The 25,199-nt window shown below is 74.1% G+C and carries 20 protein-coding genes; 6 read left to right on the top strand and 14 right to left on the bottom strand.

Annotated elements, in window-relative coordinates:
- Window positions 1–193: 193 nt before the first annotated feature.
- The 3 genes from ACFV3E_RS26310 (at window position 194) to ACFV3E_RS26300 (ending at window position 5,760) form a co-directional block, all read left to right on the top strand.
- Complete coding sequence (locus ACFV3E_RS26310) at window positions 194–1,441, top strand: NAD(P)-dependent malic enzyme (protein ID WP_500366415.1); 1,248 nt, start codon at window positions 194–196, stop codon at window positions 1,439–1,441.
- A 52-nt stretch (window positions 1,442–1,493) separates the two neighbouring features.
- Window positions 1,494–2,456, top strand: a complete 963-nt coding sequence (locus tag ACFV3E_RS26305) for a zinc-binding dehydrogenase (RefSeq protein WP_500536874.1) — start codon at window positions 1,494–1,496, stop codon at window positions 2,454–2,456.
- A gap of 406 nt (window positions 2,457–2,862) precedes the next feature.
- Complete coding sequence (locus ACFV3E_RS26300) at window positions 2,863–5,760, top strand: helix-turn-helix transcriptional regulator (protein WP_500536873.1); 2,898 nt, start codon at window positions 2,863–2,865, stop codon at window positions 5,758–5,760.
- Window positions 5,761–5,775: 15 nt separating this feature from the next.
- Here ACFV3E_RS26300 and ACFV3E_RS26295 read toward each other — a convergent pair whose 3' ends face one another.
- The 3 genes from ACFV3E_RS26295 to ACFV3E_RS26285 all read right to left on the bottom strand — a co-directional run bounded on the left by ACFV3E_RS26295 (window position 5,776) and on the right by ACFV3E_RS26285 (window position 8,721).
- On the bottom strand, window positions 5,776–6,462 hold the full coding sequence (locus tag ACFV3E_RS26295) for a hypothetical protein (protein WP_500536872.1): 687 nt from the start codon (window positions 6,460–6,462) through the stop codon (window positions 5,776–5,778).
- A gap of 482 nt (window positions 6,463–6,944) precedes the next feature.
- The gene (locus ACFV3E_RS26290) at window positions 6,945–7,850 is read right to left on the bottom strand and encodes a PadR family transcriptional regulator (RefSeq protein ID WP_500536871.1); all 906 of its coding nucleotides are present in this window, start codon (window positions 7,848–7,850) and stop codon (window positions 6,945–6,947) included.
- Window position 7,851: 1 nt separating this feature from the next.
- Window positions 7,852–8,721, bottom strand: coding sequence for a DUF4097 family beta strand repeat-containing protein (locus tag ACFV3E_RS26285; RefSeq protein ID WP_500366407.1), 870 nt, complete (start codon window positions 8,719–8,721; stop codon window positions 7,852–7,854).
- A 265-nt stretch (window positions 8,722–8,986) separates the two neighbouring features.
- Between ACFV3E_RS26285 and ACFV3E_RS26280 the strand changes: the two genes are divergently transcribed.
- Entirely contained in the window at window positions 8,987–9,556 is a 570-nt protein-coding gene (locus ACFV3E_RS26280) for a DUF4232 domain-containing protein (RefSeq protein WP_500536870.1), read from the top strand.
- Window positions 9,557–9,580: 24 nt separating this feature from the next.
- On the opposite strand, the gene ACFV3E_RS26275 is transcribed toward ACFV3E_RS26280, so the two are convergent.
- The 10 genes from ACFV3E_RS26275 to ACFV3E_RS26230 all read right to left on the bottom strand — a co-directional run bounded on the left by ACFV3E_RS26275 (window position 9,581) and on the right by ACFV3E_RS26230 (window position 20,765).
- Window positions 9,581–9,760, bottom strand: coding sequence for a DUF6104 family protein (locus ACFV3E_RS26275; protein WP_431967379.1), 180 nt, complete (start codon window positions 9,758–9,760; stop codon window positions 9,581–9,583).
- Between the two features lie 161 nt (window positions 9,761–9,921).
- Window positions 9,922–13,752, bottom strand: coding sequence for a multifunctional oxoglutarate decarboxylase/oxoglutarate dehydrogenase thiamine pyrophosphate-binding subunit/dihydrolipoyllysine-residue succinyltransferase subunit (locus ACFV3E_RS26270; protein ID WP_500536869.1), 3,831 nt, complete (start codon window positions 13,750–13,752; stop codon window positions 9,922–9,924).
- A 204-nt stretch (window positions 13,753–13,956) separates the two neighbouring features.
- Window positions 13,957–15,054, bottom strand: coding sequence for a HAMP domain-containing sensor histidine kinase (locus tag ACFV3E_RS26265; RefSeq protein ID WP_500536868.1), 1,098 nt, complete (start codon window positions 15,052–15,054; stop codon window positions 13,957–13,959).
- Window positions 15,051–15,797, bottom strand: a complete 747-nt coding sequence (locus tag ACFV3E_RS26260; protein WP_431967385.1) for a response regulator transcription factor — start codon at window positions 15,795–15,797, stop codon at window positions 15,051–15,053. The genes ACFV3E_RS26265 and ACFV3E_RS26260 overlap by 4 nt, the downstream gene beginning before the upstream one ends.
- 61 nt (window positions 15,798–15,858) lie before the next feature.
- Window positions 15,859–16,542 (bottom strand): spermidine synthase family protein, encoded by a 684-nt coding sequence (locus tag ACFV3E_RS26255; protein ID WP_500536867.1) that lies wholly within the window; start codon window positions 16,540–16,542, stop codon window positions 15,859–15,861.
- A 43-nt stretch (window positions 16,543–16,585) separates the two neighbouring features.
- Window positions 16,586–17,197 carry a hypothetical protein gene (locus ACFV3E_RS26250; RefSeq protein ID WP_500536866.1) on the bottom strand — a complete coding sequence of 204 codons (612 nt, stop codon included), beginning with the start codon at window positions 17,195–17,197 and terminating at the stop codon, window positions 16,586–16,588.
- Between the two features lie 31 nt (window positions 17,198–17,228).
- Complete coding sequence (locus ACFV3E_RS26245) at window positions 17,229–18,536, bottom strand: hypothetical protein (protein ID WP_500536865.1); 1,308 nt, start codon at window positions 18,534–18,536, stop codon at window positions 17,229–17,231.
- The gene (locus ACFV3E_RS26240) at window positions 18,533–19,318 is read right to left on the bottom strand and encodes an ABC transporter ATP-binding protein (protein ID WP_500536864.1); all 786 of its coding nucleotides are present in this window, start codon (window positions 19,316–19,318) and stop codon (window positions 18,533–18,535) included. Before ACFV3E_RS26240 ends, ACFV3E_RS26245 begins: the two co-directional genes overlap by 4 nt.
- Window positions 19,315–20,205: a zf-HC2 domain-containing protein gene (locus ACFV3E_RS26235; protein ID WP_500536863.1), complete on the bottom strand. Its 891-nt coding sequence runs from the start codon at window positions 20,203–20,205 to the stop codon at window positions 19,315–19,317. The genes ACFV3E_RS26240 and ACFV3E_RS26235 overlap by 4 nt, the downstream gene beginning before the upstream one ends.
- Entirely contained in the window at window positions 20,199–20,765 is a 567-nt protein-coding gene (locus ACFV3E_RS26230; RefSeq protein ID WP_500536862.1) for an RNA polymerase sigma factor, read from the bottom strand. The genes ACFV3E_RS26235 and ACFV3E_RS26230 overlap by 7 nt, the downstream gene beginning before the upstream one ends.
- 183 nt (window positions 20,766–20,948) lie before the next feature.
- On the opposite strand from ACFV3E_RS26230, the gene lon reads away from it, so the two are divergent.
- On the top strand, window positions 20,949–23,390 hold the full coding sequence (gene lon, locus ACFV3E_RS26225; protein ID WP_500536861.1) for an endopeptidase La: 2,442 nt from the start codon (window positions 20,949–20,951) through the stop codon (window positions 23,388–23,390).
- A gap of 285 nt (window positions 23,391–23,675) precedes the next feature.
- The gene (locus ACFV3E_RS26220; RefSeq protein WP_499516945.1) at window positions 23,676–24,104 is read left to right on the top strand and encodes a MarR family winged helix-turn-helix transcriptional regulator; all 429 of its coding nucleotides are present in this window, start codon (window positions 23,676–23,678) and stop codon (window positions 24,102–24,104) included.
- 39 nt (window positions 24,105–24,143) lie between these two features.
- Here ACFV3E_RS26220 and ACFV3E_RS26215 read toward each other — a convergent pair whose 3' ends face one another.
- The gene (locus tag ACFV3E_RS26215) at window positions 24,144–24,989 is read right to left on the bottom strand and encodes a hypothetical protein (RefSeq protein WP_500536860.1); all 846 of its coding nucleotides are present in this window, start codon (window positions 24,987–24,989) and stop codon (window positions 24,144–24,146) included.
- Window positions 24,990–25,199: the final 210 nt, after the last annotated feature.

Below are 25,199 nucleotides of genomic sequence, written 5' to 3'. Positions count from 1 at the left end.
CTCGTCAGCGGAAACCGCCTTCCGGTACAACAGACCCTTACCCCTCACCGGGGGCCCCTCGGCGTGCGTGCGGCGCGCCTGGCCTCCGTCGCGCCCGGGACCACTCGAGTCCGGGTGTACGGAAGCCGAGCCCACCTATCCCCTGTTGTAGGGGGTAGTACCCTCATAGACAATTCGGACAAAGGGGTCAACAGTGGCAGCGGAGATTGTCAATCCTCGCACCGACGGCACGGACAGCACCGACAGGACCGAACACGCGGAGAGCACCGACGGCGACGGCCCGGAAAGCCCCGTGGACCCGGTCTTCGCCCTCCACCGCGGCGGCAAGATGGAGGTGACCGCGACCGTCCCGGTGCGGAACGCCGACGACCTGTCGCTCGCCTACACACCGGGCGTCGCCCGCGTGTGCACCGCCATCGCCGAGCAGCCCGAGCTGGTCCACGACTACACGTGGAAGTCCCAGGTCGTGGCCGTGGTCACGGACGGTACGGCGGTGCTGGGCCTCGGCGACATCGGCCCGGAGGCGTCCCTGCCGGTGATGGAGGGCAAGGCGATCCTCTTCAAGCAGTTCGGCGGCGTGGACGCGGTCCCGATCGCGCTCGCCACCACCGACGTGGACGAGATCGTCGACACCGTCGTGCGCCTCGCACCCTCCTTCGGCGGGGTGAACCTGGAGGACATCTCCGCCCCCCGCTGCTTCGAGATCGAGCGCAAGCTGCAGGAGCGCCTGGACATCCCGGTCTTCCACGACGACCAGCACGGCACGGCCGTCGTCACGCTCGCCGCGCTCCGCAACGCCACCCGGCTGACCGGCCGCGCGCTGGGCGAGCTGCGCGCGGTGATCTCCGGGGCCGGTGCCGCGGGCGTCGCCATCGCCAAGATCCTCGTCGAGGCCGGCATCGGGGACGTCGCCGTCACCGACCGCAAGGGCGTGGTGCACGCGGGCCGCGAGGACCTGAACTCCGCCAAGCGCGAACTCGCCACGTACACCAACCGGGCCGGGCTCACCGGGACCCTGGAGGAGGCGCTCGCCGGCGCGGACGTCTTCATCGGCGTCTCCGGCGGCACCGTGGCGGAGGAGGCCGTCGCCACCATGGCGAAGGGCTGCTTCATCTTCGCGATGGCCAACCCCACGCCGGAGATCCACCCCGAGGTGGCGCACAAGTACGCGGCCGTCGTCGCCACCGGGCGCAGCGACTTCCCGAACCAGATCAACAACGTGCTCGCCTTCCCCGGCATCTTCGCGGGCGCGCTGCAGGTGCGGGCCTCCCGGATCACCGAGGGCATGAAGATCGCCGCCGCCGAGGCGCTGGCCGCCGTCGTGGACGGCGAGCTGTCCGCCGACTGCGTGATCCCCTCGCCGTTCGACGAGCGCGTGGCCCCCGCGGTCTCCGCCGCCGTGGCCGCGGCCGCCCGCGCCGAGGGCGTCGCCCGGCGCTGAGCGCGCCGTACGCCCGCAGACCACGCCGCCGCGCGGCGCTAGCGTCAAGGTCATGTTCGCTGCCTACGCCGCCCGAATCGACCGCGACCAGCCGCTGAGCGGCCTCGAACTCGGGGAGCGCCCCGAGCCGGAGGCACGGCCCGGCTGGAGCACCGTCACCGTCAAGGCCGCCTCCCTGAACCACCACGACCTGTGGTCGCTGCGCGGGGTGGGGCTCGGCGAGGAGAGCCTGCCGATGATCCTCGGCTGCGACGCCGCAGGGATCGACGAGCACGGCAACGAAGTCGTCGTCTACCCCGTCGTCGGCCTGAGCGGGCACGGGGTGGGCCCCGACGAGCCGCGCAGCATCCTCACCGAGAAGTACCAGGGCACCTTCGCCGAGAAGGTCTCCGTGCCCACCTGGAACCTGCTGCCCAAGCCGAAGGAGCTCTCCTTCGAGGAGGCCGCCTGCCTGCCCACGGCCTGGCTGACCGCCTACCGGATGCTCTTCACCAACGCGGGTGTGCGCCCCGGTGACTCCGTCCTGGTCCAGGGCGCGGGCGGCGGCGTCGCCACGGCCGCCATCGTGCTGGCCAAGGCCGCGGGCCTGCGGGTCTTCGCCACCAGCCGCGACGAGGCCAAGCGCAAGCGCGCCGAGGACCTCGGCGCCGACGCCGCCTTCGAGCCGGGCGCCCGGCTGCCGCAGCGCGTGGACGCGGTCATCGAGACCGTCGGCGCCGCGACCTGGTCCCACTCGGTCAAGTCGCTGCGCCCCGGCGGCACGCTGGTGATCTCCGGTGCGACCTCCGGGCCCAACCCGAAGAGCGCCGAGCTCAACCGGATCTTCTTCCTGGAACTCAAGGTCGTCGGCTCGACCATGGGCACCAAGGACGAGCTGGAGGACCTGCTGAGCTTCTGCGCCGTCACCGGGGTGCGCCCGGTCATCGACACCGTGCTGCCGCTGGACCGGGCCCGCGAGGGCTTCGAGAAGATGGCGGGCGGGGACCTGTTCGGGAAGGTCGTCCTGACGGTCTGAGGCCCGGCACGCGGTCCGGGGGCCTCAGCGGGCTCCGGACCCAAGGCCGTTGGGAACGCCGGGAGAGAGCAGTACGTGCGCCGGCAGGCACACCGGCACGGCGCCGCCCAGGACGTCCCCGATCGTCACCGCACACCAGGGCCCACAACGCGATCTTCACCGGCGGATCACCCCGCGTGCGGCCGCGGTGCCATGGGGGCGCCCGTGGTTCCACGCCCCTCCACCAGGCGGCGGTGACGGTGCGTCGGGCAGGCGCCGCCGGGACGCACGCGCCCGGCCGCGCCGGGCGGGCGGCGGCGAGCGGCTCGTCCCCCACCCGGTGCCCACCTCCCCGGTGGCTGCGGCATCACATGGACTGCGGCAATCTGGTCCGCGACGTGGTGGCCGGAGACTTCGGGGTGGGGCGATGGACACGGAGAACGCGGTGGGGACCGGGAGTGCCGGGGGGACCGGTGCGGATGACGCACGCGGCGGGATCCGGCTGTTCGGCCGGGCGCGGGAGCGCGCGGAGCTGGACCGCCTGCTGGCCGGGCTCCCGGAACGGGGCGGGGCCGTCCTGCTGAGCGGCGAGCCCGGGGTCGGCAAGAGCGAGTTGCTGGCCTACGCGGCGCGCGGTCACGGAGGGCGGGTCCTGCGGGTGCGCGGCGTGGAGTCCGAGGCGGTGCTTCCGTACGCCGTACTCGCCGACGTCCTGCTCCCGCTGCGCGCACACTTCGCGGAGCTGCCGCCGCCGCAGCGGCGCGCGCTCGAGGGCTGCCTGGCGCTGTCGGAGCCGGCGGAGCCCACCCTGTACGCGGTGTGCTCGGGCGCCCTCGGCGTCCTGGCCGCGGCCGGGGACGCCGAACCGCTGCTCGTCCTCGTGGACGATCTGCAGTGGGCGGACTCGTCCTCCCGGCACGTGCTGCAGTTCGTGGCCCGCCGGCTGGAGCGGGAGCGTGTGCTGCTGGCCATGGCGACCCGGCACGGCGCCGAACCGGAGACGGGCTGGGCGGGCGTGCCCGGGCTGGCACTGTCCGGCCTGGACGGCGCCGCCTGTGCGGAGCTGCTCCTGGGCATGGGGCTCGATCCGGAGGACGCCGCCGTGGCCCGGCTGGTGGAGCTGAGTCTCGGGAATCCCCTCGTACTGGTCGAGTACGCCGCGTTGCTGCGGGACAGGAGGCACGCTCCGGATCCGTCGGCGGACGAGGGAGAGGACCCCTTGGCCGACGCCTGGTCCAGCCCCCGCCCGCTGGTCGAACGCGCCTGGCGGGGACCCCTGCGGGCACTGCCCCCGGCCGCCCGGGAGGCGCTGACCTACCTGGCGGCGAGCCGCTCGGGGGACGGCACCGCCTTCGAGACGGTGCTGGCCTCGGTGGGTCTGTCGACGGCAGCGCTGCAGCCGGCCGAGGCCGCCGGCCTCGTCGTCCTCGAACCGGGATCCGGGTACCGGCTGCGGCATCCGGTGCTGCGGGGGCTGGTGCTGCACGGATGCCCGCCGGCGCGACGGCTGCGGGTGTACCGGGTCCTGGCCGACTGCGCGCCTCCCGAGCTGCGGGCCTGGTATCTCGCGGCGGCGGCCACGGGGCCCGACGAACAGGTGGCCAGGGCACTGGCGGACGCGGCCGAACAGGCGAGGCGGCGTGGTGCGCCGGGCAGCGCGGCGGAGACCTGGCACCGGGCCGCCGAGCTGTCTCCGGCGCCGTCCGACCGGGCGGTGCGCCTGCTCAACGCGGCGGTCGACGGTTTCCACAGCGGCGCCGCGCGCAAGACCGTCCACTGGTGCGAGGAGGCGCTGCGGTGGAGTCCGGACCTCCGCCTCACCGCGGACATCGACCTGGTCCGCGGACAGGCGCACGCCTGGCTGGGCGATCCCGGGCGCGCGCACCGCGTCCTGGTGTCGGCCGCCGAGAGCGTGCGCGCGGTCGACCCGCACCGCGCCGGTGTGCTCTACGGCGCGGCCACCTTGCCCACCGCCATGTCCGGGCGGACCGACCTCGCGCTCGATCTCGCCCGGCGCTGCGCCGAGTTCACCGGGGGGACGGCGGGGACGGCGGGGACGGCCCCCTCCGGAACCGGCGGTGACGGGCACGCCGCACCGGGACGCCGTCCACGACTGGGCGGCGCCCTGCTCGGTGCCACCATGGCGCTGGCCGGCCAGGTGCGGGAGGGCAGGGAACTGCTGCTGCGCGAGCGGGCGGCCCTTCCCGAGGCCGTCACCCCCGAGCTGCAGCAACTGACGGTGCAGATAGGCGAGGCACTCTCCTGGGCCGACGAGGACGCCGCCGCGGCCTCCCTGCTCGGCGAGGTCGTCGAGCGGATCCGGCGCGGCGCCTCGCTCGGACTGCTCGCCTACGCCCTGGCCGGCCGGTGCGAGGCCGAGAGCTGGCGGAACTGGGCGGCGGCGAGGGCCGACGCCGTCGAGGCCGTCCGCTGGGCACGCGAGCTGGGACAGGTCACCACCGGCAGCTATGCCGCCATCCTGCTCGCCCGTATCGACGGACGCCGCGGCGACCGCCAGGGCTGCGAGCGGCACATCGCGGCCTATCGGGAGCGGAACGGCTGGCCGGTGACGCACGGCCTGGAAGTCCTGGCCCTCGGGGCGCTCGGCTCGGCCGCACTCACCGCGGGCGATCCGGACGACTGCGTCCGCCAACTGGAGCGGGCCTTCGCGCTCGCCGAGGACTGCGGGCTGGGCAATCCCAACATGCTGACCTTCGTGGCCGACCTGGCGGAGGCGCACGTCCGCGGCGGGAACCGCGACCGGGCGGCCGGACTGGCCGACTGGCTCGACGAGCGGGCCCGGGCCACCGGCCTGGCCTGGCCCGAGGCGGCGACGGCACGCTGCCGCGGTCTGCTGGCGACCGACGCCGACGAGGCGGTACGGCTGTTCGCCGCGGCGGACCGGGCGCACGCGCGCCGGGAGATGCCCTTCGACCAGGCGCGGACGGCTCTGGTGCACGGGGAGGTGATGCGGCGGTTGCGTCGCCCCGCGGAGGCCCGCGTCCCGCTGCACGCGGCGCACACCACCTTCAGCGCGCTGGGCGCCCGTCCCTGGGCCGCGAGGGCGGAGGCCGAACTGGCGGCGGCCGGACACCGCGTCGCGCCGCAACGGGCGCAGGTCTCCCTCGCCGACCTGCTGACCGCCCAGGAACTCCAGATAGCCCGCGCCGTCGCCGGCGGGCTCAGCAACCTGGAGACCGCCTCGACCCTGTTCCTGTCCCGCAAGACCGTGGAGGCGCACCTCACGCGGGTGTACCGCAAGCTCGGCATCCGGTCGCGCTCCGACCTCGCCCGTACGCTGGCGACGGCCGGCATGGTGCGGTGAGCAGGCTCCGGGCGGTCAGCGCAGCGGTGTCCACAGCGTCTTGGTGGCCGGTGGCCGTCCCTCCCGCAGCGTGACCTCCACCGGCTGCCCGGCTTCCGGGAGCCCCGGGACGGGGCCTTCGCCCTGCACCCGGCACGACAGTTCGACGTCTTCGGGGAAGGCGCCCTTTTCGGCGGACGGCTGCCAGGCGTACGGCACCCCGTGGACGGTGATGCGGAGCACCGGGGACGCGGACCCGTCCGCGGTGAAGGCGGACCTCCACGCGGCCCCGGCCAGTGAACGGGCCGGGTGGGGATTGCGGATGATCAGCGTGACACCGTGCCCCTCGCCGGTTGCCCACGCCGTCAGGCGTATGCCGTCGGGCAGGGGGACATGGGTCCCGGCGGGTGCGTCCGGCCGGGGGAGCGCCGGGGGAGCCGCCGTTCGCCCTGCGCGCCGGCCCCGGGGGGATTCCTCCACGTCGGATCTGCGCATGGCGACTTCCGCGCGGGAGCGGGGCGGCCGGTCGAGGTCGACGACCTCGGGTGCCTCGGCTGCCGCCCCCCTGAGGCTTCCGGCGACCATGCCGACGAGCCGGACGACGGTCCCGCGGAGCGTGCCCGAGCCGGTTTCGGCGGGGACGGTCTCCCGTTCGCCGCTCCCGGTGCTGCCCTGGGTGCTGCCCCGGGTTCCCCGGCGTTCATGGGCGTTCCTGGGGGTCACGGTCACCGCCTCCGTCCGAACGGGCAAGAACTCCGCCCCGCACCGCGCGGGACGGCCGTCGTCATGGGGTCACCGGGCTTCCCGCCGCCTCGGACACCCCGGTCCACGGCGCCCCGCCCGTGGCGGTCCCGCTCCCCACCGTGTCCGGCAGGCCGGCCCCGTCGTAGCCTGCGGGATCCGACCCTCCGCGGACTGCGGTAGCCCCTCGGCCTCCGCCTGGCGCGTGGACGGGACCAGCGGCGCTCCCGGCCATGCGAACTCGTCAAGAACGGGCATGTCCCCTCCCGGCCCGCGGCACCGTGGCCACCGGGCAGTCGACCGGCCGGGCCACCGCCGGGCCGCGGGCACGGCTCCCCCGGGCCGGCCTCCGCGTACCCGACGGCGCCCGGCCGGAGCCGGTGCCGTCGCATCGGAGAGCCTGCCAGCGGGCGGGGGCCGCGGCATCGGGGAACTCCCTACGTCCTCCGTTCCGGGCCCTGCGGCTAGTCCCGGCCCTTGTGCTTGCCGCGCAGTACGACGCCGATGTGGGCGGCCGCGGTGGACAGATGGCGGCGGACCTCGCGCAACTGCTCGGCGTCCACGCCGTTGTCGCGGGCGGCGTCGCGGACGTCGTCGCGGAAGCGGTCCAGCAGGCGCTCCAGGTCGCGGGCAGGGTCCTCGGTCACGGCGGCGTCCTCCGCGCCCCACTCGGGCGCCTCGGCGGGCTCGGGCTTCACATACGGCGGCCAGGGGGTGGAGGCGCGGCCGAACTGTCCGAGCTCCCGGGTGAGTTCCGCCAGCCCCTCGCGGACGCCGGTCTGCCAGTCGCCGCGCCGGACGTGGTCCTGGACCTCCTCCTGGACGCGGCGCGCGATGCGCTGCACCTCGTCCCGTGCGGCGTCCTGGGCCTCCCTGGCGGCGCGCTTGGCGGTGCGGGCCTCCTCGCGGGCCTGCCGGATCTCCTCCTTGGAGCGGCGCATCTGCTCCTTCCAGTCCGCCGGGGAGGACTTCGGCTGGGTGTGCGCCGCCTGCTGGGCGGCCGCCCGGATCTCGCGGCGCAGGTCGCCCGCGGCGCCGCGGACGTCCTCGCGGATCTCGGCGGCGAGCGTGGAGACGGAGTCGCGGATCTCGTTCTCCAGGTCGGCGATCTCGTCGCTGCGGGAGGCGAGTTCCGCGCGGCCCGCGTCGGTGATCGAGTACACCTTGCGGCCGCCCTCCGTGGAGTGGGTGACCAGGCCCTCCTTCTCCAGCTTGGCCAGCCGCGGGTAGACGGTGCCGGCGGAGGGTGCGTACAGGCCGTGGAAGCGCTCCTCCAGCAGCCGGATCACCTCGTAGCCGTGACGGGGGGCCTCGTCCAGCAGCTTGAGCAGGTAGAGGCGGAGCCGGCCGTGGGCGAAGACGGGGGCCATCTCAGACGTCCTTCCGGAACGGATCGGCGTCCGCGGGTCCGTGGTCCTCCTGGGGCGGGCGGCGCAGCAGCGCGATCGCGCCCGACACCGTGGTGGCCTTGAGCCGGGAGCCGCCGGACCCCATCCGGCCGGAGATCCGCTTGGCGCCCCACTGCCCGCTGACCCGCAGCTCGTCGAAGGCGCAGGAGACGTCGCCGCTGGTGGTGTTGGCGTCCACCTCGGCGTCCCCGGGCTCCGGGATGCGGATCGCGATCTCCCCGGAGACCGAGGTCAGGCGGACGTCCGCGCCGCTGCGCGGGTCCAGGTCGAGCACCATGTTGCCGCTGACCGAGTCGGCCTTGACGGCGGCGCCGCTGCCCTCGACCACGGTCAGGTCGCCCGAGACGGTGTTGACCCGCAGGTCGCCGGAGACCGCCTGGGCCTCCACGTTCCCCGCGACCGTCTCGGCGGTCACCGGGCCGGCCTGGCCGACCAGCGTGATGTCGCCGTTGACGCCCCGTACGGCGGTGCGGTCCGAGATCCCCGAGATCACGGCGTTCGCGCCGACGACCCCCACCGACACGCTGGTGCGCTGCGGGACCGCGAGCGAGACGACGGCGTGCCGCCGCCAGCCCTTGCGGTCGAGCCACTTGAGCAGGCCCTTCCAGGGCAGGTCCTCGTAGGTGACGGTGAGCGTGCCGCCCTCGTGCGACACGATCAGCGGGGGGCCGTCGAGCTCGCTCACCTCCAGCCGGGCCGGGCCCTCGTCGACGCCGACCACGTTGACGGCACCGTTGACGATCCGGACGTGAAGGGTGTCGACGTTTCCGTCGAAGACCATCTTGTGCGGCTCGGTGACCGTCCACTCCCGTGAGCCGGGGGTTCCGCTCATTTCGCCCCTCCTTGGGGTCACCCGGGCACGCCGGGGCAACGCCGACAACGCAACATATCGCGTCTCCGTCTCTCCGATAGACACGATATATCGCGTGGATCGGAAGTCAAGGGAGCGCCGTGCGCGCCCCGGTGGCGGTTCGCGGCGGAACGGCGCCCGAATACGGCTGGTCGCGTGGCGAACGGGTGAGGTCCTCCCCGCGGGGCGCGGCGCCCGTGCGCGCCGCGAGCGGCCGTACGGGCGCCGGGTGATGTGCTCATCCCTCATGGGCCCTCGAACCGCCACCCCCACCGCCGCGACCGTCCTGCTCCTGACCGGCCTCGCCCTGGCCGCCTGCGGCACCCGTACCGAGACCGGTGGGCCCGCCGCCGAAGTGAGCCCCGCGAACGCCCGGGTGAGTGCCTGCACGGCCGGCACGACCGCCGTACGCTTCCTGGCCGCCACCGTCCACGCGACCGCCTCGCAGCCCGCGGTCGCCCGGGTCGAGGTCACCAACACCTCGGGCGCCCCCTGCACGCTGACCGGCGCCACGACCCTCACCGCGAGGGACGACCAGGACAAGGCCGCCCCCGTCGAGGCGGACAACTCCGCCGCCGGCACGGACGCCGTGGAGCTCCGTGGGGGCACCACGGCCGTCGCCGACGTCCGCTACACCGACCTCAACTTCGAGGCGACCCCCTCGGCGCGCGGGGTCTGCCCCGTCCAGGCCTCCCGCGTGCAGGTCGCGCTCCCCGACGACGTGGCCCGTACGGTCGAGGTCACCACGGCCGACGGCGCACCGGCGGTCTTCAGCGTCTGCGGCGACGGGGTCCGGTTCGGCGCCTTCCGCACCTGAGCCCGGCGGTCCCGACGCTCGCGGCTACTCGTCCTCGTCGTCGTCCAGCCGGGCCAGCCACGTCGCCAGCCGCTCGACCGGGATCTCGAACTCGGGGTTGAGGTCGACGAACTCCCGCAGCCGCTCGGCGAGCCACTCGAAGGTGACCTCCTCCTGGCCGCGCCGGTTCTCCAGCTCCTCGATGCCGCGGTCGGTGAAGTACAAGGGGTGCTCCGGATCAGGGTCGAAGGATGACGTACCAGGCCAGGATAGGTACTCCCGCCGTCCGGGCCCGCGGCTCCCCCTCCCGCCGGCCGGCGTACGCGCAGGGGCCCCGCACTCGTCGAGTGCGGGGCCCCTGCGCGTCGTACCGGGGACTACGGGCCTCAGAGCTCGAAGACCTCGTGCACCAGCTGCTCCTGCTCCTGCTGGTGCCGCTTGGCGGAACCGACCGCTGGCGACGAGGAGGACGGACGCGACACACGACGCAGCCGGTCGGCGTTGTCGGGCGCGGCGCCGAGCACCAGGTCGAGGTGGTCGATCAGGTTGAGGGCGATGAACGGCCAGGCACCCTGGTTGGCCGGCTCGTCCTGGGCCCAGACGTACTTCTGGGCCTTGGTGAACGGGGCCAGGGCGGCCTGGATCTCCAGGCCGGGCAGCGGGTAGAGACGCTCGATGCGGATGAGGGCGGTGTCGAAGGCACCACGCTTCTCACGCTCGGCGACGAGGTCGTAGTAGACCTTGCCGGAGCAGAAGACGACCTTGCGGACGTCCTCGGGCTTGACGGTGCTGTCGCCGATGACCGGCTGGAACTGGCCGGAGGTGAACTCCTCCGTCTTCGAGGTCGCCGCCTTCAGGCGCAGCATCGACTTCGGGGTGAAGACGATGAGCGGCTTGTGGTGCGGGTTGTGGACCTGCCACCGCAGGAGGTGGAAGTAGTTCGCCGGGGTGGTCGGGACCGCGACCGTCATGTTGTTCTGCGCGCACAGCTGCAGGAAGCGCTCGATGCGGGCGGAGGAGTGGTCCGGGCCCTGGCCCTCGTAGCCGTGCGGCAGCAGGAGGGTGACGCCGGAGGTCTGGCCCCACTTCTGCTCGGCGGAGGAGATGAACTCGTCGACGACGGTCTGGGCGCCGTTGACGAAGTCACCGAACTGGGCCTCCCAGGCGACCAGCGCGTCCGGGCGGGCCAGCGAGTAGCCGTACTCGAAGCCCATCGCCGCGTACTCGCTGAGCAGCGAGTCGTAGACGTTGTAGCGCGCCTGGTCCTCGGCGAGGTACAGCAGCGGGGTGTAGTCCTCGCCGGTCTCCCGGTCGACCAGGACGGCGTGCCGCTGGCCGAAGGTGCCGCGGCGGGAGTCCTGGCCGGCGAGCCGGACCGGGGTGCCCTCCATCAGCAGGGAGCCGATGGCGAGGGTCTCACCCATGGCCCAGTCGATGGTGTCGTCCTCGACCATGGCCGCGCGGCGCTGCAGCTGCGGCATCAGACGCGGGTGGACGGTGATCCGCTCCGGGATGTTGACCTGGGAGGCCGCGATCCGCTTGACGGTCTCCTGGCTGATCGCGGTGTCCGCCGGGACGGGGAACTCCGGGCCGGTGGCCTGGTTCTCCTCCTCCTGCGGGGCGGCCGGCGCGGTCGCCTCGCGGACCTCGGTGAAGACCTTCTCCAGCTGGCCCTGGTAGTCCTGCAGGACCTGCTCGGCCTCTTCCAGGGTGATGTCGCCGCGACCGATGAGGGACTCGGTGTAGAGCTTGCGCACCGAGCGCTTCTTGTCGATCAGGTCGTACATCAGCGGCTGGGTGAAGGACGGGTTGTCGGCCTCGTTGTGACCGCGGCGGCGGTAGCAGATGAGGTCGATGACGACGTCCTTGTTGAACGCCTGGCGGAACTCGAAGGCGAGCCGCGCGACGCGGACCACAGCCTCCGGGTCGTCGCCGTTCACGTGGAAGATCGGCGCCTCGATCATGCGCGCGACGTCGGTGCTGTACATCGACGAGCGCGAGGACTCCGGGGCGGCGGTGAAGCCGACCTGGTTGTTGATCACCACGTGCACGGTGCCGCCGGTGCGGTAGCCGCGCAGCTGCGACATGTTCAGGGTCTCGGCGACGACGCCCTGGCCCGCGAAGGCCGCGTCGCCGTGGAGGACGACCGGCATGACGGTGAAGTCCGTGCCGCCCTTGCCGATGACGTCCTGCTTGGCACGGGCGATGCCCTCGACGATCGGGTCGACCGCCTCCAGGTGCGAGGGGTTCGCGGCCAGCGAGACGGTGATCTGCTCGCCGTCCAGGCCGGTGAAGGTGCCCTGGGCGCCCAGGTGGTACTTCACGTCGCCGGAGCCGTGCATCGACTTCGGGTCGAGGTTGCCCTCGAACTCGCGGAAGATCTGCGCGTACGACTTGCCGACGATGTTGGCCAGCACGTTCAGCCGGCCGCGGTGGGCCATGCCGATGACGACCTCGTCCAGCCGCGATTCGGCGGCGGCGTCGATGACGGCGTCGAGCAGCGGGATGACGGACTCGCCGCCCTCCAGGGAGAAGCGCTTCTGGCCGACGTACTTCGTCTGCAGGAAGGTCTCGAAGGCCTCCGCCGCGTTGAGGCGGCGCAGGATGCGCAGCTGCTCGTCGCGCTCGGGCTTGGTGTGCGGGCGCTCGACGCGGTCCTGGATCCACTTGCGCTGCAGCGGGTCCTGGATGTGCATGAACTCGATGCCGACGGTGCGGCAGTATGAGTCGCGCAGCACACCGAGGATGTCGCGCAGCTTCATCAGCGACTTGCCGGCGAAGCCGCCGACGGCGAAGTCGCGCTCCAGGTCCCACAGGGTGAGCCCGTGCTCGGTGATGTCGAGGTCGGGGTGCTTGCGCTGCTTGTACTCCAGCGGGTCGGTGTCGGCCATGACGTGGCCGCGGACCCGGTAGGAGTGGATCAGCTCGAAGACGCGGGCGGCCTTGGTGACGTCGTCGTCGTGGCTGGCGTCGATGTCCTTGAGCCAGCGGACCGGCTCGTAGGGGATGCGCAGCGCCTTGAAGATGTCGTCGAAGAAGTTGTTCTCGCCCAGCAGGAGCTGGTTCATGATGCGCAGGAACTCGCCCGACGCCGCACCCTGGATGACCCGGTGGTCGTAGGTGCTGGTGAGCGTCATGACCTTGGAGATGCCCAGCTTGTTCAGGGTGTCCTGCGAGGTGCCCTGGAACTCGGCGGGGTAGTCCATGGAGCCGACGCCGAGGATCACCGACTGGCCGGGCATCAGGCGCGGCACCGAGTGGACGGTGCCGATGCCGCCGGGGTTGGTGAGCGAGACGGTGACGCCGGAGAAGTCGTCCATCGTCAGCTTGCCGATGCGGGCGCGGCGGACGATGTCCTCGTAGGCCTGCCAGAACTCGAAGAAGTTGAGGGTCTCGGCCTTCTTGATGGCCGCGACGACCAGCTGGCGGTCGCCGTTGGGCTTGACCAGGTCGATGGCGAGGCCCAGGTTGACGTGGTCGGGCTTGACCAGCGTCGGCTTGCCGTCCTTCTCCGCGAACGACCAGTTCATCGCGGGCATGATCTTCAGCGCCTGCACCATGGCGTAGCCGATGATGTGCGTGAAGGAGACCTTGCCGCCACGGGCGCGCTTGAGGTGGTTGTTGATGACGATGCGGTTGTCGAACAGCAGCTTCACCGGGACGGCGCGCACGGACGTGGCCGTGGGAAGCTCCAGCGAGGCGTGCATGTTCTTCGCCACGGCCGCGGACGGGCCGCGCAGCGTCACGTACTCGGGTCCCTGGGCCGCCTCGGTGGCCGGGGCGGCCTTGGCCGCCGGCTGCGGCTGAGCCGGAGTGGGCTTCTCGACGACGGGCTTCGCGGGGGCCGGGGCGACCGGGGCCGGAGCGGCCGGCGCGGCGGCCGGGGCCTGGGCGACCGGGGCCGGCGCGGCGGCGGGCGTCACGGGTGCCGGGGCGGGCGCGGCCGGTGCAGGGGCAGCGGGCGCGGCCGGAGCGGCCGGAGGCGCTGCGGGGGCCGCCTGAGGCTGGCCCGTGGCGACTGCGGAACCCGTATCCGCTCCCGGCTTGTAATCGGCGAAGAAGTCCCACCAGGCTCGGTCCACCGAGTTCGGGTCCTGGAGGTACTGCTGGTAGATCTCATCGACAAGCCACTCGTTAGGCCCGAAGCCCGCGGCAGGGCCCTGGCCCTGCCCATCGGTTTCGGTCGGGACGCTCGAGCTACTGGGGTGTGGCGACACGGCGGCAACCGCCCTCTTCCGCTTCACAAGGTGATGGACAGCGGAAATAAAGGCTACGCCTACCTGAGCGTTTCCTGCAGGCGGGGAGGCCAGTCGTCGCCTAAGTCACATCGGAAAGGCGGTTTCGGGGCGGAGTTTGGCGGGAATGGGGTCCTGAATCGACTGGTCCGGTTGCCTCCGGCAACGTCTGCCCTGGCAGGAGCGTCAAGCCGACGCCGTCGCGGACCCCGGGAGGGTGACGCGGATCCGGCAGCCGCGGGGGGACTCGGCCACCGCGATGCGTCCGCCGTGGAGGTCCACCGCCCAGCGGGCGATCGCCAGTCCCAGCCCCGTCCCGCCGTCGCCCGGTCCCGCGGTGCCGCGGTTGAACCGCTCGAAGACACGGGTGCGCTCGGCCTCGGGTATGCCGGGGCCCTCGTCCAGGACCTCCAGGTCGAGGCTGCCCGGACCGGTGCCGCGCCGGGCGCGCACGGTGACCCGGCCGCTGGGCGGGCTGTGCTTGACGGCGTTGTCGATCAGGTTGGCGACCACCTGGTGCAGCCGCTCCGCGTCCGCGTACGCGGTCAGCTCCGGCGGTGAGACGTCCAGGTGGAGGTGGACGTCCTTGCGCGTCCGGCCGCCGTGCGCCCTGGCGTCCTTCAGGCCGAGGCCGGCCGTCTTGATCACGGCCGACAGGTACGGCCAGACCTCGAAGCGCTTGGCGTCCAGCGGCACGATGCCGTTGTCCAGGCGGGAGAGGTCCAGCAGGTGGGCGACGAGCAGGCTCAGCCGCTCCGCCTGCTGCAGCGCGGTGCGCATCGTCTCCGTGTCGGCCTCGGAGACCCCGTCGACGACGTTCTCCAGGACCGCGCGGAGCGCCGCGATCGGGGTGCGCAGCTCATGTGAGACATTCGCCACCAGCTCCTTGCGGTGCTGGTCGACGGCCTCCAGGTCGGCGGCCATCCGGTTGAAGGTCTCGGCCAGTTCGCCGACCTCGTCGCGGCGCACCGCGGTGACCCGCCGGCTGTAGTCGCCGCGCACCATGGCCCCGGCGGCCGAGGTCATCTCGCGCAGCGGCGCGGTCAGCCCGTGCGCCACCAGCTGCGAGATCAGCAGCGAGGCGATGATCGAGAAGATCGTGATGATCCGGATCTCGGTCGCGGAGTGCATCGCCACGAAGATCAGGCCCGTGGTGATCAGCACGGAGGCGAGCACCAGGTACTGCAGTGCCGCCTTGATCGACCGGAAGGGGTCGTACGGCCTCAGCGCGGCCCAGACACGTTCCCGCAGCTTCGGCGGGCGCGGCGCGCTGTAGGGGCTCACGGCGTGGGCGTCTCGAGCGCGTAGCCGACGCCGTGCACGGTACGGATGCGTTCCGCGCCGATCTTCCGCCGCAGCGCCTTGACGTGGCTGTCGACGGTGCGGGTGCCGGAGGCGTCCGCCCAGTCCCAGACCTCGGCGAGCAGCTGCTCCCGGGAGAGCACCGCGCGCGGCTGCTGGGCCAGGCAGACCAGCAGGTCGAACTCGGTCGGGGTGAGGTGCACGTCGGCGCCCCGGACCCGGACCCGCCGCTGGGCGTTGTCGATCTCCAGGTCGCCGAGCTGCATGTTGGCGCCGCGCGGGTCGCGGGCGGCGATCGTGGCGCGCTCCACGCGGCGCAGCAGCACGTGCACCCGGGCGACCAGCTCGCGCAGCGAGAAGGGCTTGGTCATGTAGTCGTCGGCGCCCACGCCGAGCCCGACCAGCATGTCGGTCTCGTCGTCGCGGGCGGTCAGCATCAGCACCGGGACCGGCCGCGAGGCCTGCACGCGGCGGCAGACCTCCAGGCCGTCGTACCCGGGGAGCATGACGTCGAGGACGAGGAGGTCGGGCTGCCAGGAGGCGGCGGTCTCCACGGCGGCGGGGCCGTCGCCCGCGGTGCGGACCTGGAAGCCCTCGGCCCGCAGGCGTACCGCGATGGCGTCGGCGATCGTCGCGTCGTCCTCCACCACCAGCACGCGGCGCTGCGCGCCGGGGGTGGCCGCCACCGCTGCGGCGTCGGCGGTCGTCGGCTGTGTGCTGTCCATGTGGGGTCCCCCATGGTCGTTTGCGTTGCGCAGCAGCGTACGGGGCGGGACGGCGACGCGGCTATGCGGGTTTGATTGCCAGGTGCACGACATCCGGAACGCCCCGATTCACCGGGATCTCGATGGTCCGGACCTGCGTGAACTGCGCCGACCTCAGAGCGTCGTCGAACGCGACGGACGGCTGCGCCGACCATACCGCCAGTACGCCACCGGGTTCGAGCCGCTCCCTGCAGGCCGCCAGACCCTCCGGTCCGTAGAGCCCCCCGTTGCCCTCGGTGACCGTCCAGTCGGGGCCGTTGTCGATGTCCAGGCACAGCGCGTCGTACGTCGCGTCCGCCTCCCGCACGTATGCCACCAGATCGCCCTCGACGACGCTCACCCGCGGGTTCTCCAGCGCGTGCTCGGAGAAGTCGGCCAGCGGGCCCGCGTGATGCCAGTCGATCACCGCCCGCTCCCGCTCGGCCACCGCGATCCGCGCCCAGCGCGGCTCGGCCGCCGCCCGCGCGAGCGAGAAGCCCACCCCGAGGCCGCCGATCAGCACCGACAGCTCCGCCCGGTCCGCCGGGAGGGCGTCCAGCGCCGCGTCGACCAGCAGCCGTTCCGAGCGGCCGTCGGAGGTGTCCATCAGGAAGGTGCCGTTGGCGATGATCTCGTAGCGCCCCCCGCTGCGCCGGAGCGCGACCTCCCCGTACGGCCCGTCACGACGGTCGAGCGTGACGGGCCGTTCCTCTTCGTTCGCGTCCATGGACCCAGCGTAATGAGCCGACCCTCCGGGCCGGACGGGGTTTTCACCCGCGGCCGCCCGGGGCCGGTCCCCGCACGGCCACCAGGGCGGCGCCGCCCGCGAAGAGGACGGCGGCGGTCGCCCAGGCCGCGGGCTGGGCGCCCGGCTGCATCGACCAGGCCCACACCGCGGCCGCCCCGCCGGGAGTGCGGGGAGCCGCCATGTAGACGCTGCCGCCGTAGAGCACGGGCGGCAGCCAGCTCAGCCGGGCCCCCAGGACGGCGGCGCCCGCGGCCGCGAGACCGGTGAAGCCGAGGACGCCCCGGACCATCGTCGGGGCACCGAAGCGGTCCGGGTCCCCGGGGACCGCCGCGCCCAGCCAGAGCACCGCCGGCCCGGTGAGGGCGAGCAGGTGCACGGCCCGCCACCGCCACCAGGGCAGCGGGGCGCCACGGTCCACTTCCCCGGAGTGGGTGTGGAGCGAGACCCCGGTGACGGCCGCCGCGAGGACCGGGGCGAGGACGACCACCGGGACGCGGGCGCCGGTGTCGAAGAACGGCCGGCCGACCAGCCAGTCCGCGCCCCAGCGGGAGGCGGCGAAGAGGACGGCCAGCGCGACGGCGGCGCCGGGCAGACCGCGTGAGCGGACATAGAGGGGCAGAAGGGTCGGTGTCATCGTGAGGGCTCCTCGGCGGATCCGGTGGGGGTCACGGTGCCGGGACTCCGCCGACGTCGCAGGCCCGGACGCCGGCCAGGTAGCGGCCGAACCAGGCGCGGCGGTCGGCGGCCGTCATGGCGCGCAGGCGCTGCGCCCCCGACCGCGCGAGGCGCGCCTCGGCCGGGTCGGTGGCGAAGAGGGGACCCCCGAGGCGCAGCCACTCCTGGGCGGCGTACTCGTTGGCGTAGGCGCGCGCACCGGCTTGGGCCCTCTCGCATCCGGCCGAGGAGGAGACCGCGTAGACGAAGTCCCGGTAGAGCATGCCGTCGTCGCCGAGGCGGCCCTGGAAGACGCCGCCGTACAGCTGGAACCGGACTTCCCCGGGCGGCGCCGTCTCCGGAGATCCCCCCTCGCGGTACCGGACGGGCGCCCCCGGGGCGCCGTCCAGCAGGGCGTCGACGCGGTCCACCACCGCGCGCACCGCGGGCAGGGCCGAGCCGTGCGCCGCGCGGACGCACACCGTGGGGGTGCCCTGGTCGCAGACGAGCGCGGACGCGGCGGGGTCGGGCCGCCACAGGTCGGCGCCGCTGCGGTACAGGACGGACGCGGCCGCGACGGCGACGACCAGCGGCAGGACGGCGAGCACCCGCCGTCCGGCGTGACCGGCCAGCAGTGCGGCGGCGGCCGCTCCGGCGAACCACACCGCCGCGAGAGGGGCGGCCCACCACACCGGGGCGTCACCGGAGGGGCCGGCGTACGCGGGGCTGATAACCGTGGCGCCCGACTCGCCGTAGGCGCCGATGCCGAGCAGCAGATACCCGGCGACCGCGAGCAGCGGTGCCGCGAAGCGCCAGGGCAGTGCCCGCCCCGCCGCGAAGCCGAGCGCGCCCAGAGCCCCGAGCGCCACCGCGTCCGCGGCCGGCCGGTCCCACGAGGGGTGCCCGTAGGACGCGTACGGCAGGACCAGCGCCAGGCACACGCCGACCGCCGTCAGATAGCCCAGCACCGGCCAGGCCATCGACGGCAGGGCCGCGACCAGCGCCCTGCGCAGCGGCGGCCGCGCGGCCGAGGCGAGCAGGTCGCCGGTGCCGCTCCGCCGCTCGCGGCCGCCCTGCCAGCAGCCGGCGGCGAGGGCGAGCGGACCGCCGAGGAGCAGGCCGGCCTCGCGCAGCGCGCCGTGGAGCACCGCCCAGTCGTCCCCCAGCGAGTACCGCCTGGCCAGTACGGCGACGAGGACGCCGCCGGCCACGGCGGCCCCCGTCCACGCCCCGAAGCCGCGCAGCAGCTCGGTGCGGTGGACACGGGGCGCGGCGGGAGGCGCCTGGGGAGCGGTGGCCAGTGTGCCCGGGGTGCTCATACGGCGGCCTCCCGGACGCCGGAGGCCGCGCCGCGGTGGCGGCGCAGCGCCGCCGTGTAGCCGCGTTCGATCGGGCTGTCCCCGGGCGCGTCCTCGTCCCCGGCCGCGGCGAGCTCCGCCGCGGTGCCGCGGAAGGCGGCCCGTCCGCCGTCGAGCAGCGTCACGTCCGTGCAGGCGGTGGCCACGTCCTCGACGAGATGGGTGGAGACCAGCACGGTCGCCGTGGTGCCCACTTCCCTGAGCAGGGCGCGGAACTCCACCCGCTGTTCCGGGTCGAGACCGGCGGTCGGCTCGTCGAGCAGCAGCAGGTCGGGGTCGTTGACGATGGCCTGGGCGATGCCGACCCGGCGCACCATGCCGCCGGACAGGGTCCTGATCCTCACGTCGGCGCGCTCGGCGACGCCGACCCGCTCCATCGCGCGGTCGACGGCCGCCGGCACCGCGGCCTTGGGCATCTCCTTCAGCCAGGCCACGTACGCCACGAACTCGCGCACCGTGAAGCCCGGGTAGTAGCCGAACTCCTGCGGCAGGTAGCCGAGGCGCCGCCGGATCGCGGTGCGCCCGGCCTGGGTCGCCGGGTCGTGGCCCAGCAGCTCCAGACGGCCCGACCGGTACCCGGCCACGGTGGCCAGTACCCGGATCAGCGAGGTCTTCCCGGCGCCGTTGGGGCCGAGCAGCCCGTGGACCCCGCGCCCGACGCGCAGGTCGAGGGCGTCCAGGGCGGTGGTCCGGCGATGTCTCACGGTCAGACCGTCGAGGGAGACGGTCGGCTCGGTCGTCATGGGCGCTCCAGGTGGTCGAAAGCGGTACGGCGAAGGGTCAGGAGAAGGGCGCAGGCGGCGCCGGCCGCGGCCCAGGCGGGCTGCGCGGCGGGGGAGAGCAGCAGGGGCGCGGACCCGGGCGGGAGCCCGCAGAGGACGACGGCGCACAGCCAGCCGGCCGTCACCACGGCGGCGGCCCGGTGGCAGCCGGTCCAGCTGCCCAGCGCGAGCGTGGCCCCGGTCAGCACGAGCCCCGGCAGCAGCCACGCCACCGCGGCGCCCGTGCCCGCCAGGACGCCTCCGGCGGCGGTCAGCAGCGGCACGCACACCGCCAGCACGGCTGCGGTGCGCGTCAGCAGCAGCCGCAGCCCCCCCGAGGGCGTCGACGCGGCCAGTTCGTGGGCCGGGTCGCCGTACCTCCCGTACGCGAGGGCCACGCCCACCGGCGGCAGCGCCGGGGCGAGCACCAGAAGCCAGGGGCGTCCCTGCGGCGCCCCGCCCAGACGCGTCAGGGCCACGGCCACCGCCAGCGTCAGCAGCACCGACGCCACCCAGGCCGGACGCAGCGTGCGCGCGGAGCGGACGGCGGCGTGCCAGGGACGGACCCCGGCCGCCCGCGCGAGGGGCGGGGCCGGCCGGGGCACGGTGCCCGTGGCCGCGGTGAGCACGGCGTCCCGCACCCCGGAGAGGACCGCTCCGCCCTCGCCCGCCCTGGCCAGCGAGGAGATCCGGGCGGCGCAGGCCGCGCAGGACTCCAGGTGCTTGTCCACCGACCAGGCGGCGGAGTCGGCGAGCGTGGCGTCGGCGTAGGCGGCGGCCGTGCCGTCCGGCACGTGCCAGCCGGTCCGGTCCGCCTGCGGGGTTCCGGGGGTGCGCCACGCGAGGCGTCCCCGGGCCGGGGTCAGCATGCGGCTCCTCCTGCGGTGCCGAGGGCGGCGAGGGCGGCGCGCAGTTCGCGGCGCGCCCGCGAGGCCCGGGTCTTGACGGTGCCTTCGGGTATCCCGAGCAGGCGCGCGGCCTCCCGCGTGGTGAGGCCGTCGATCACGGTCGCCCGCAGGACGGCCCGCAGTTCGGGGGAGATCCGGTCGAGCGCGGCGCCCACGTCGCCGTACTCCAGCCCGGCGAGGACGTGCTCCTCGGCGGAGGGGGTGGTGCCGGGCTCCTCCGCGGCCAGGAGGTCGCGGGTGCCGGCCCGCACCGCGGCGCGGCGGGCGTCCGCCAGCCGCCGGGCGGCGATCACCCACAACCAGCCGCCCGCGGCTCCGCCGCCGTGGGTGCCCGCCGAGCGCCAGGCCGCCATGAAGGTGTCCTGCAGCACCTCCCGGACGGTCTCCGGGTCCGGGCAGCGCCGTGTGAGCCGGGCGTGCAGCCATCCGGAATGGCGGTCGTACAGATCTGCGAGGGCCTGGGTGTCGCCCCGGGCGATCGCGCGCATCAGCGCGTCGTCTCCGGGCGGCTCGTGGCTCATGGGGCGGAAGAGTCTCACGCCCCTCTATCGCCGCCGCGGCCGCGAACGGTTCTCGGGGGCGGCGGAGGAGGCGCGCACCCTGCGCCGCGGCCGATCGCTCAGAGCGAACACGGCTCGGGGAACACCAGGGGCATCAGATGCATTGAGTCTGCATAGCTCAACTTGATTGCTTAGGGAGAGATAATGGCTCAATCGTCTTCGTCGGCGTTCGCGCCGCTCACCCTGCCCGTGCTGCCCCTCGACGACTCGGTGGTCCTGCCCGGCATGGTCGTGCCGGTGGACCTGACCGACGCCGAGGCGCGCGCCGCGGTCGAGGCGGCGCAGGCCGCCCAGCGGTCCGGTCGTCCCGGACTCGGCAACAAGCCGCGGGTGCTGCTCGTTCCCCGGGTGGACGGGGACTACGCCGGCGTGGGCACGCTGGGCACCGTCGAGCAGGTGGGACGTCTGTCGGACGGCGATCCCGGTGCCGTGATCCGCGCGGTGAGCCGCGTGCGCATCGGCGCCGGCACGACCGGCCCCGGCGGCGCCCTGTGGGTCGAGGGCACCGAGCTCTCCGAGCCCGCACCGGCCGAGGCCCCCGGCACCGTCGCGGAGCTCATGAAGGAGTACAAGGCCCTGGCCACCAGCTGGCTGCGCAAGCGCGGCGCCTGGCAGGTCGTGGACCGCGTCCAGCAGATCGAGGACGTCTCGCAGCTCGCGGACAACGCCGGCTACTCCGGCTTCCTCACCACCAGCCAGCGCATCGAGCTGCTGGAGACCCTGGACCCGGTCGCCCGGCTGAAGCTGGCCACGCAGTGGCTGCGTGACCACCTGGCCGAGCAGGACGTCGCGGAGACCATCCGCAAGGACGTCCAGGAGGGCATGGAGAAGCAGCAGCGCGAGTTCCTGCTGCGGCAGCAGCTGCAGGCCGTCCGCAAGGAGCTGGCCGAGCTGAACGGCGACCCGGAGGACGAGGCGGACGACTACCGTTCCCGCGTCGAGGCCGCCGACCTGCCCGAGAAGGTGCGCGAGGCCGCCCTCAAGGAGGTCGAGAAGCTGGAGCGGTCCAGCGACGCGTCCCCCGAGGGCAGCTGGATCCGCACCTGGCTCGACACCGTCCTGGAGCTGCCGTGGAGCACCACGACCCAGGACGCCTACGACATCCCCGGCGCGCGGGCTGTGCTGGACGCCGACCACGCGGGCCTGGAGGACGTCAAGGAGCGCATCACCGAGTACCTGGCCGTGCGCAAGCGCCGCAACGACCGCGGTCTCGGGGTCGTCGGCGGCCGCCGCGGAGGCGCGGTGCTGGCCCTGGTGGGCCCGCCCGGCGTCGGCAAGACCTCGCTCGGCGAGTCCGTGGCCCGCGCGATGGGGCGGAAGTTCGTGCGCGTCGCGCTCGGCGGCGTCCGCGACGAGGCGGAGATCCGCGGCCACCGGCGCACCTACGTCGGCGCGCTGCCCGGCCGGCTGGTGCGCGCCATCAAGGAGGCCGGGTCCATGAACCCGGTGGTCCTGCTGGACGAGATCGACAAGGTGGGCTCCGACTACCGCGGCGACCCGGCCGCGGCCCTGCTGGAGGTCCTGGACCCGGCGCAGAACCACACCTTCCGGGACCACTACCTGGAGGTCGAGCTGGACCTGAGCGACGTGGTGTTCCTCGCCACCGCCAACGTCCTGGAGGCCATCCCCGAGCCGCTGCTGGACCGCATGGAGCTGGTGCGGCTGGACGGCTACACCGAGGACGAGAAGGTCGTCATCGCCCGTGACCACCTGCTGCCGCGCCAGCGGGAGCTGGCCGGACTCGGCGAGGACGAGGTGACGGTCGACGACGCGGCCCTGCGCAAGCTGGCCGGGGAGTACACCCGCGAGGCGGGCGTGCGCACCCTGGAGCGTTCGATCGCCCGCATCCTGCGGAAGGTCGCGGCCAAGCACGAACTCGGCGAGCGCGAGCTGCCGTTCACCGTGACCCCGCAGGACCTGCGGGACCTCATCGGCCGGCCGCACCACGTGCCGGAGTCCGCGCAGGACCCGCAGGAGCGGCGGACGGCGGTGCCGGGCGTCTCCACGGGCCTGGCGGTGACCGGCGCGGGCGGCGACGTCCTCTACATCGAGGCGTCGCTGGCCGACCCGGAGACCGGCGGCAGCGGACTGCAGCTCACCGGGCAGCTGGGCGACGTGATGAAGGAGTCCGCGCAGATCGCGCTCTCCTTCCTGCGCTCGCACGGCGCCGAACTGGAGCTGCCGGTCGGCGACCTGAAGGAGCGCGGCGTCCACCTCCACGTCCCCGCGGGCGCGGTCCCCAAGGACGGCCCGAGCGCGGGTGTCACCATGACCACCGCGCTGGCCTCGCTCCTGTCGGGGCGGCGGGTCCGCACCGACGTGGCGATGACCGGCGAGGTGTCGCTGACCGGGCGCGTGCTCCCGATCGGCGGCGTCAAGCAGAAGCTGCTCGCGGCGCACCGCGCCGGGATCACCACCGTGGTGATCCCCAAGCGGAACGAGGCGGACCTGGACGACGTCCCCGCCGAGGTCCTGGAGAAGCTGGAGGTCCACGCGGTCTCGGACGTCCGGCACGTGCTCAAGCTGGCCCTGGAGCCCGCCGTCACCGGCGCGGACTCCGGGCTGGAGGCCTCGGTCGCGGCCTGAGTCAGGCCCTGACCGGGTGAATGGAGAGCGGCCCCTCCCACGGCCTGAGGAGGGGCCGCTCCCATGCGTGCGGCAGCCGGCCCACTCGGCGGCGTCCGCGTGGCCGGGCCGTGCGGGGGCGGAGACACCGGGCGGGGAAGGGGCCCTGGTCACGCTGTGCGTCCAGGTCTGCGAAATACTGGGGACGCTGCGTACACGACGGCCGGATACGACAGGTTTTCACGACGGAAAGCGGGTGACGAGGTGGCCGGAACCGCCGGCTCCCCCGGGGAGGCGGATCCCGTGATGGAGGCGCTCGAACGCGAGCTCACCGTCCTGTTGCGGCGCGCCCGCGCCTCCTCCGGCGAGATGGCCCGCGAGGTCCATCCGGATCTGGAGCCCGCGGCGTACGGGATCCTCGCCAGGCTCGCCGAGACCGGGCCCGAGCGGGCCACCGTGCTCGCCGGCTACTTCGGCGTCGGCAAGGCCACGATGAGCCGTCAGCTGCGCGCCCTGGAGGTGCTCGGGCTCATCCGGCGCGAACCCGACCCCGCCGACGGCCGGGCCTACCTGGTGCAGCTCACCACGGGGGGCGCCGAGCGCTTCTCGCGCGTCCGTACGGCGCGCCGGGCGCGCTACGTCAGCCGGCTGAGCGGCTGGGACCGGGACGAACTGCGGGAACTGGCCCGGCTGCTGGGCCAGCTGAACGACTCGCAGGAGCAGGACGGCGCGTAACCCGCGCGGTCCTCCGCCCGGCGCGCGGCCACGCCGTCGTCACCACTGCGCGAACACCGCGGTCGCGTCGTCGCGCGTCTTGCCGCGGGGGAAGCGGGTGCCGTCCGGGTCGGCGGACTCCGCGGCGCGCACGCGCCGCAGGAGCTTCTCGGGGCCGGCCTTGCGCAGCAGCGTGAACGTGCCCTGCCAGTCCTGCTCGTGGAAGACCTCGACCAGCCGGGCGGCGCCGTCGGTCAGGGCCGCGACGGCGCGGACCTGCGAGCGCGGCCGGGTGCCCGTGACGGCGCGCTCGGCGACCGCGGGGTCCGCCGCCGCGGTGAAGAAGCCGCCCTCGGCGTTGCGCAGGGCCTCCACCGCCCGTCCGTACTCCGCGGCGGCCCCGGCACGGGCGGCCGTGCCGCGCGGCAGGGCACGCACCGCGGCGCGCAGCGCGGGCACCGGACCGGGCAGCCGGCCCAGCCGGTCGTCGCGCACGGCACCGACGTGACCTGTGGTGTCCTCGATGAGCAACACCGAGTCGGATAGCACCAGATGCTCCACGGTGTCCGCATTCCACCGGACCGCCACCACGGTCGCCTGCGGGGTGCGGCGGTGAGAAAGGTCACAGGTGCCGCGGTGCGCGTCGGCGGTGCGCAGGACGGATTCCGCGAGACACTGCGCCAGGCTCGGGGCCGCGGGCGAAACGGACAGTTCGATCATGGATCCGCCCAGCTCGGCGACGTACCAGGGGACGTCGTGACGGCATCCCGTGGGGCCGTCGGGAGGGGTGACGCCGTCCAGCAGGACCAGTGAACCGCCGCCGCCTGACGCGGGCATGGCCACCGCGACGAAGTCCTCGTTGGGGCGTCCGGGGCTGCCGGGCTCGGTCGCCGTCTCGATGCGCATGCGGCCAGTCTGCAGCAGCCGCCCGGGGGAGCTGTTCGAACCCCGGGGGCGCTCGCCGGGGGTTACCGGCCAGTGAAGGTGCGCATCCTGCCAGGGCGGCGGCTCCGATGCCAGTTCCGGTCCCGGTCGGCCGGGGGGCGTGCGCGTAACGATCCAGCCGGGGAGTTGAACGTCAACTTGTCGTTGCGATTCACTCGTTCGGGTGTCGAG

This window comes from Streptomyces sp. NPDC059718 (genome assembly GCF_042733315.1).
In the GTDB taxonomy this organism is placed as follows: Bacteria; Actinomycetota; Actinomycetes; order Streptomycetales; family Streptomycetaceae; genus Actinacidiphila.
Note: the sequence above shows the minus strand (reverse complement) of the source record. Positions and strands in the feature narration are given on the sequence as shown.

Coding starts and splice junctions, on each gene's coding strand:
- ACFV3E_RS26305 (WP_500536874.1), top strand. CDS start 1,494: ATGTTCGCTGCCTACGCCGCCCGAATCGACCGCGACCAGCCGCTGAGC.
- ACFV3E_RS26300 (WP_500536873.1), top strand. CDS start 2,863: ATGGACACGGAGAACGCGGTGGGGACCGGGAGTGCCGGGGGGACCGGT.
- ACFV3E_RS26290 (WP_500536871.1), bottom strand. CDS start 7,850: ATGGCCCCCGTCTTCGCCCACGGCCGGCTCCGCCTCTACCTGCTCAAG.
- ACFV3E_RS26285 (WP_500366407.1), bottom strand. CDS start 8,721: ATGAGCGGAACCCCCGGCTCACGGGAGTGGACGGTCACCGAGCCGCAC.
- ACFV3E_RS26280 (WP_500536870.1), top strand. CDS start 8,987: ATGGGCCCTCGAACCGCCACCCCCACCGCCGCGACCGTCCTGCTCCTG.
- ACFV3E_RS26260 (WP_431967385.1), bottom strand. CDS start 15,797: ATGGACAGCACACAGCCGACGACCGCCGACGCCGCAGCGGTGGCGGCC.
- ACFV3E_RS26255 (WP_500536867.1), bottom strand. CDS start 16,542: ATGGACGCGAACGAAGAGGAACGGCCCGTCACGCTCGACCGTCGTGAC.
- ACFV3E_RS26250 (WP_500536866.1), bottom strand. CDS start 17,197: ATGACACCGACCCTTCTGCCCCTCTATGTCCGCTCACGCGGTCTGCCC.
- ACFV3E_RS26245 (WP_500536865.1), bottom strand. CDS start 18,536: ATGAGCACCCCGGGCACACTGGCCACCGCTCCCCAGGCGCCTCCCGCC.
- ACFV3E_RS26240 (WP_500536864.1), bottom strand. CDS start 19,318: ATGACGACCGAGCCGACCGTCTCCCTCGACGGTCTGACCGTGAGACAT.
- ACFV3E_RS26235 (WP_500536863.1), bottom strand. CDS start 20,205: ATGCTGACCCCGGCCCGGGGACGCCTCGCGTGGCGCACCCCCGGAACC.
- ACFV3E_RS26230 (WP_500536862.1), bottom strand. CDS start 20,765: ATGAGCCACGAGCCGCCCGGAGACGACGCGCTGATGCGCGCGATCGCC.
- lon (WP_500536861.1), top strand. CDS start 20,949: ATGGCTCAATCGTCTTCGTCGGCGTTCGCGCCGCTCACCCTGCCCGTG.
- ACFV3E_RS26220 (WP_499516945.1), top strand. CDS start 23,676: ATGGAGGCGCTCGAACGCGAGCTCACCGTCCTGTTGCGGCGCGCCCGC.
- ACFV3E_RS26215 (WP_500536860.1), bottom strand. CDS start 24,989: ATGCGCATCGAGACGGCGACCGAGCCCGGCAGCCCCGGACGCCCCAAC.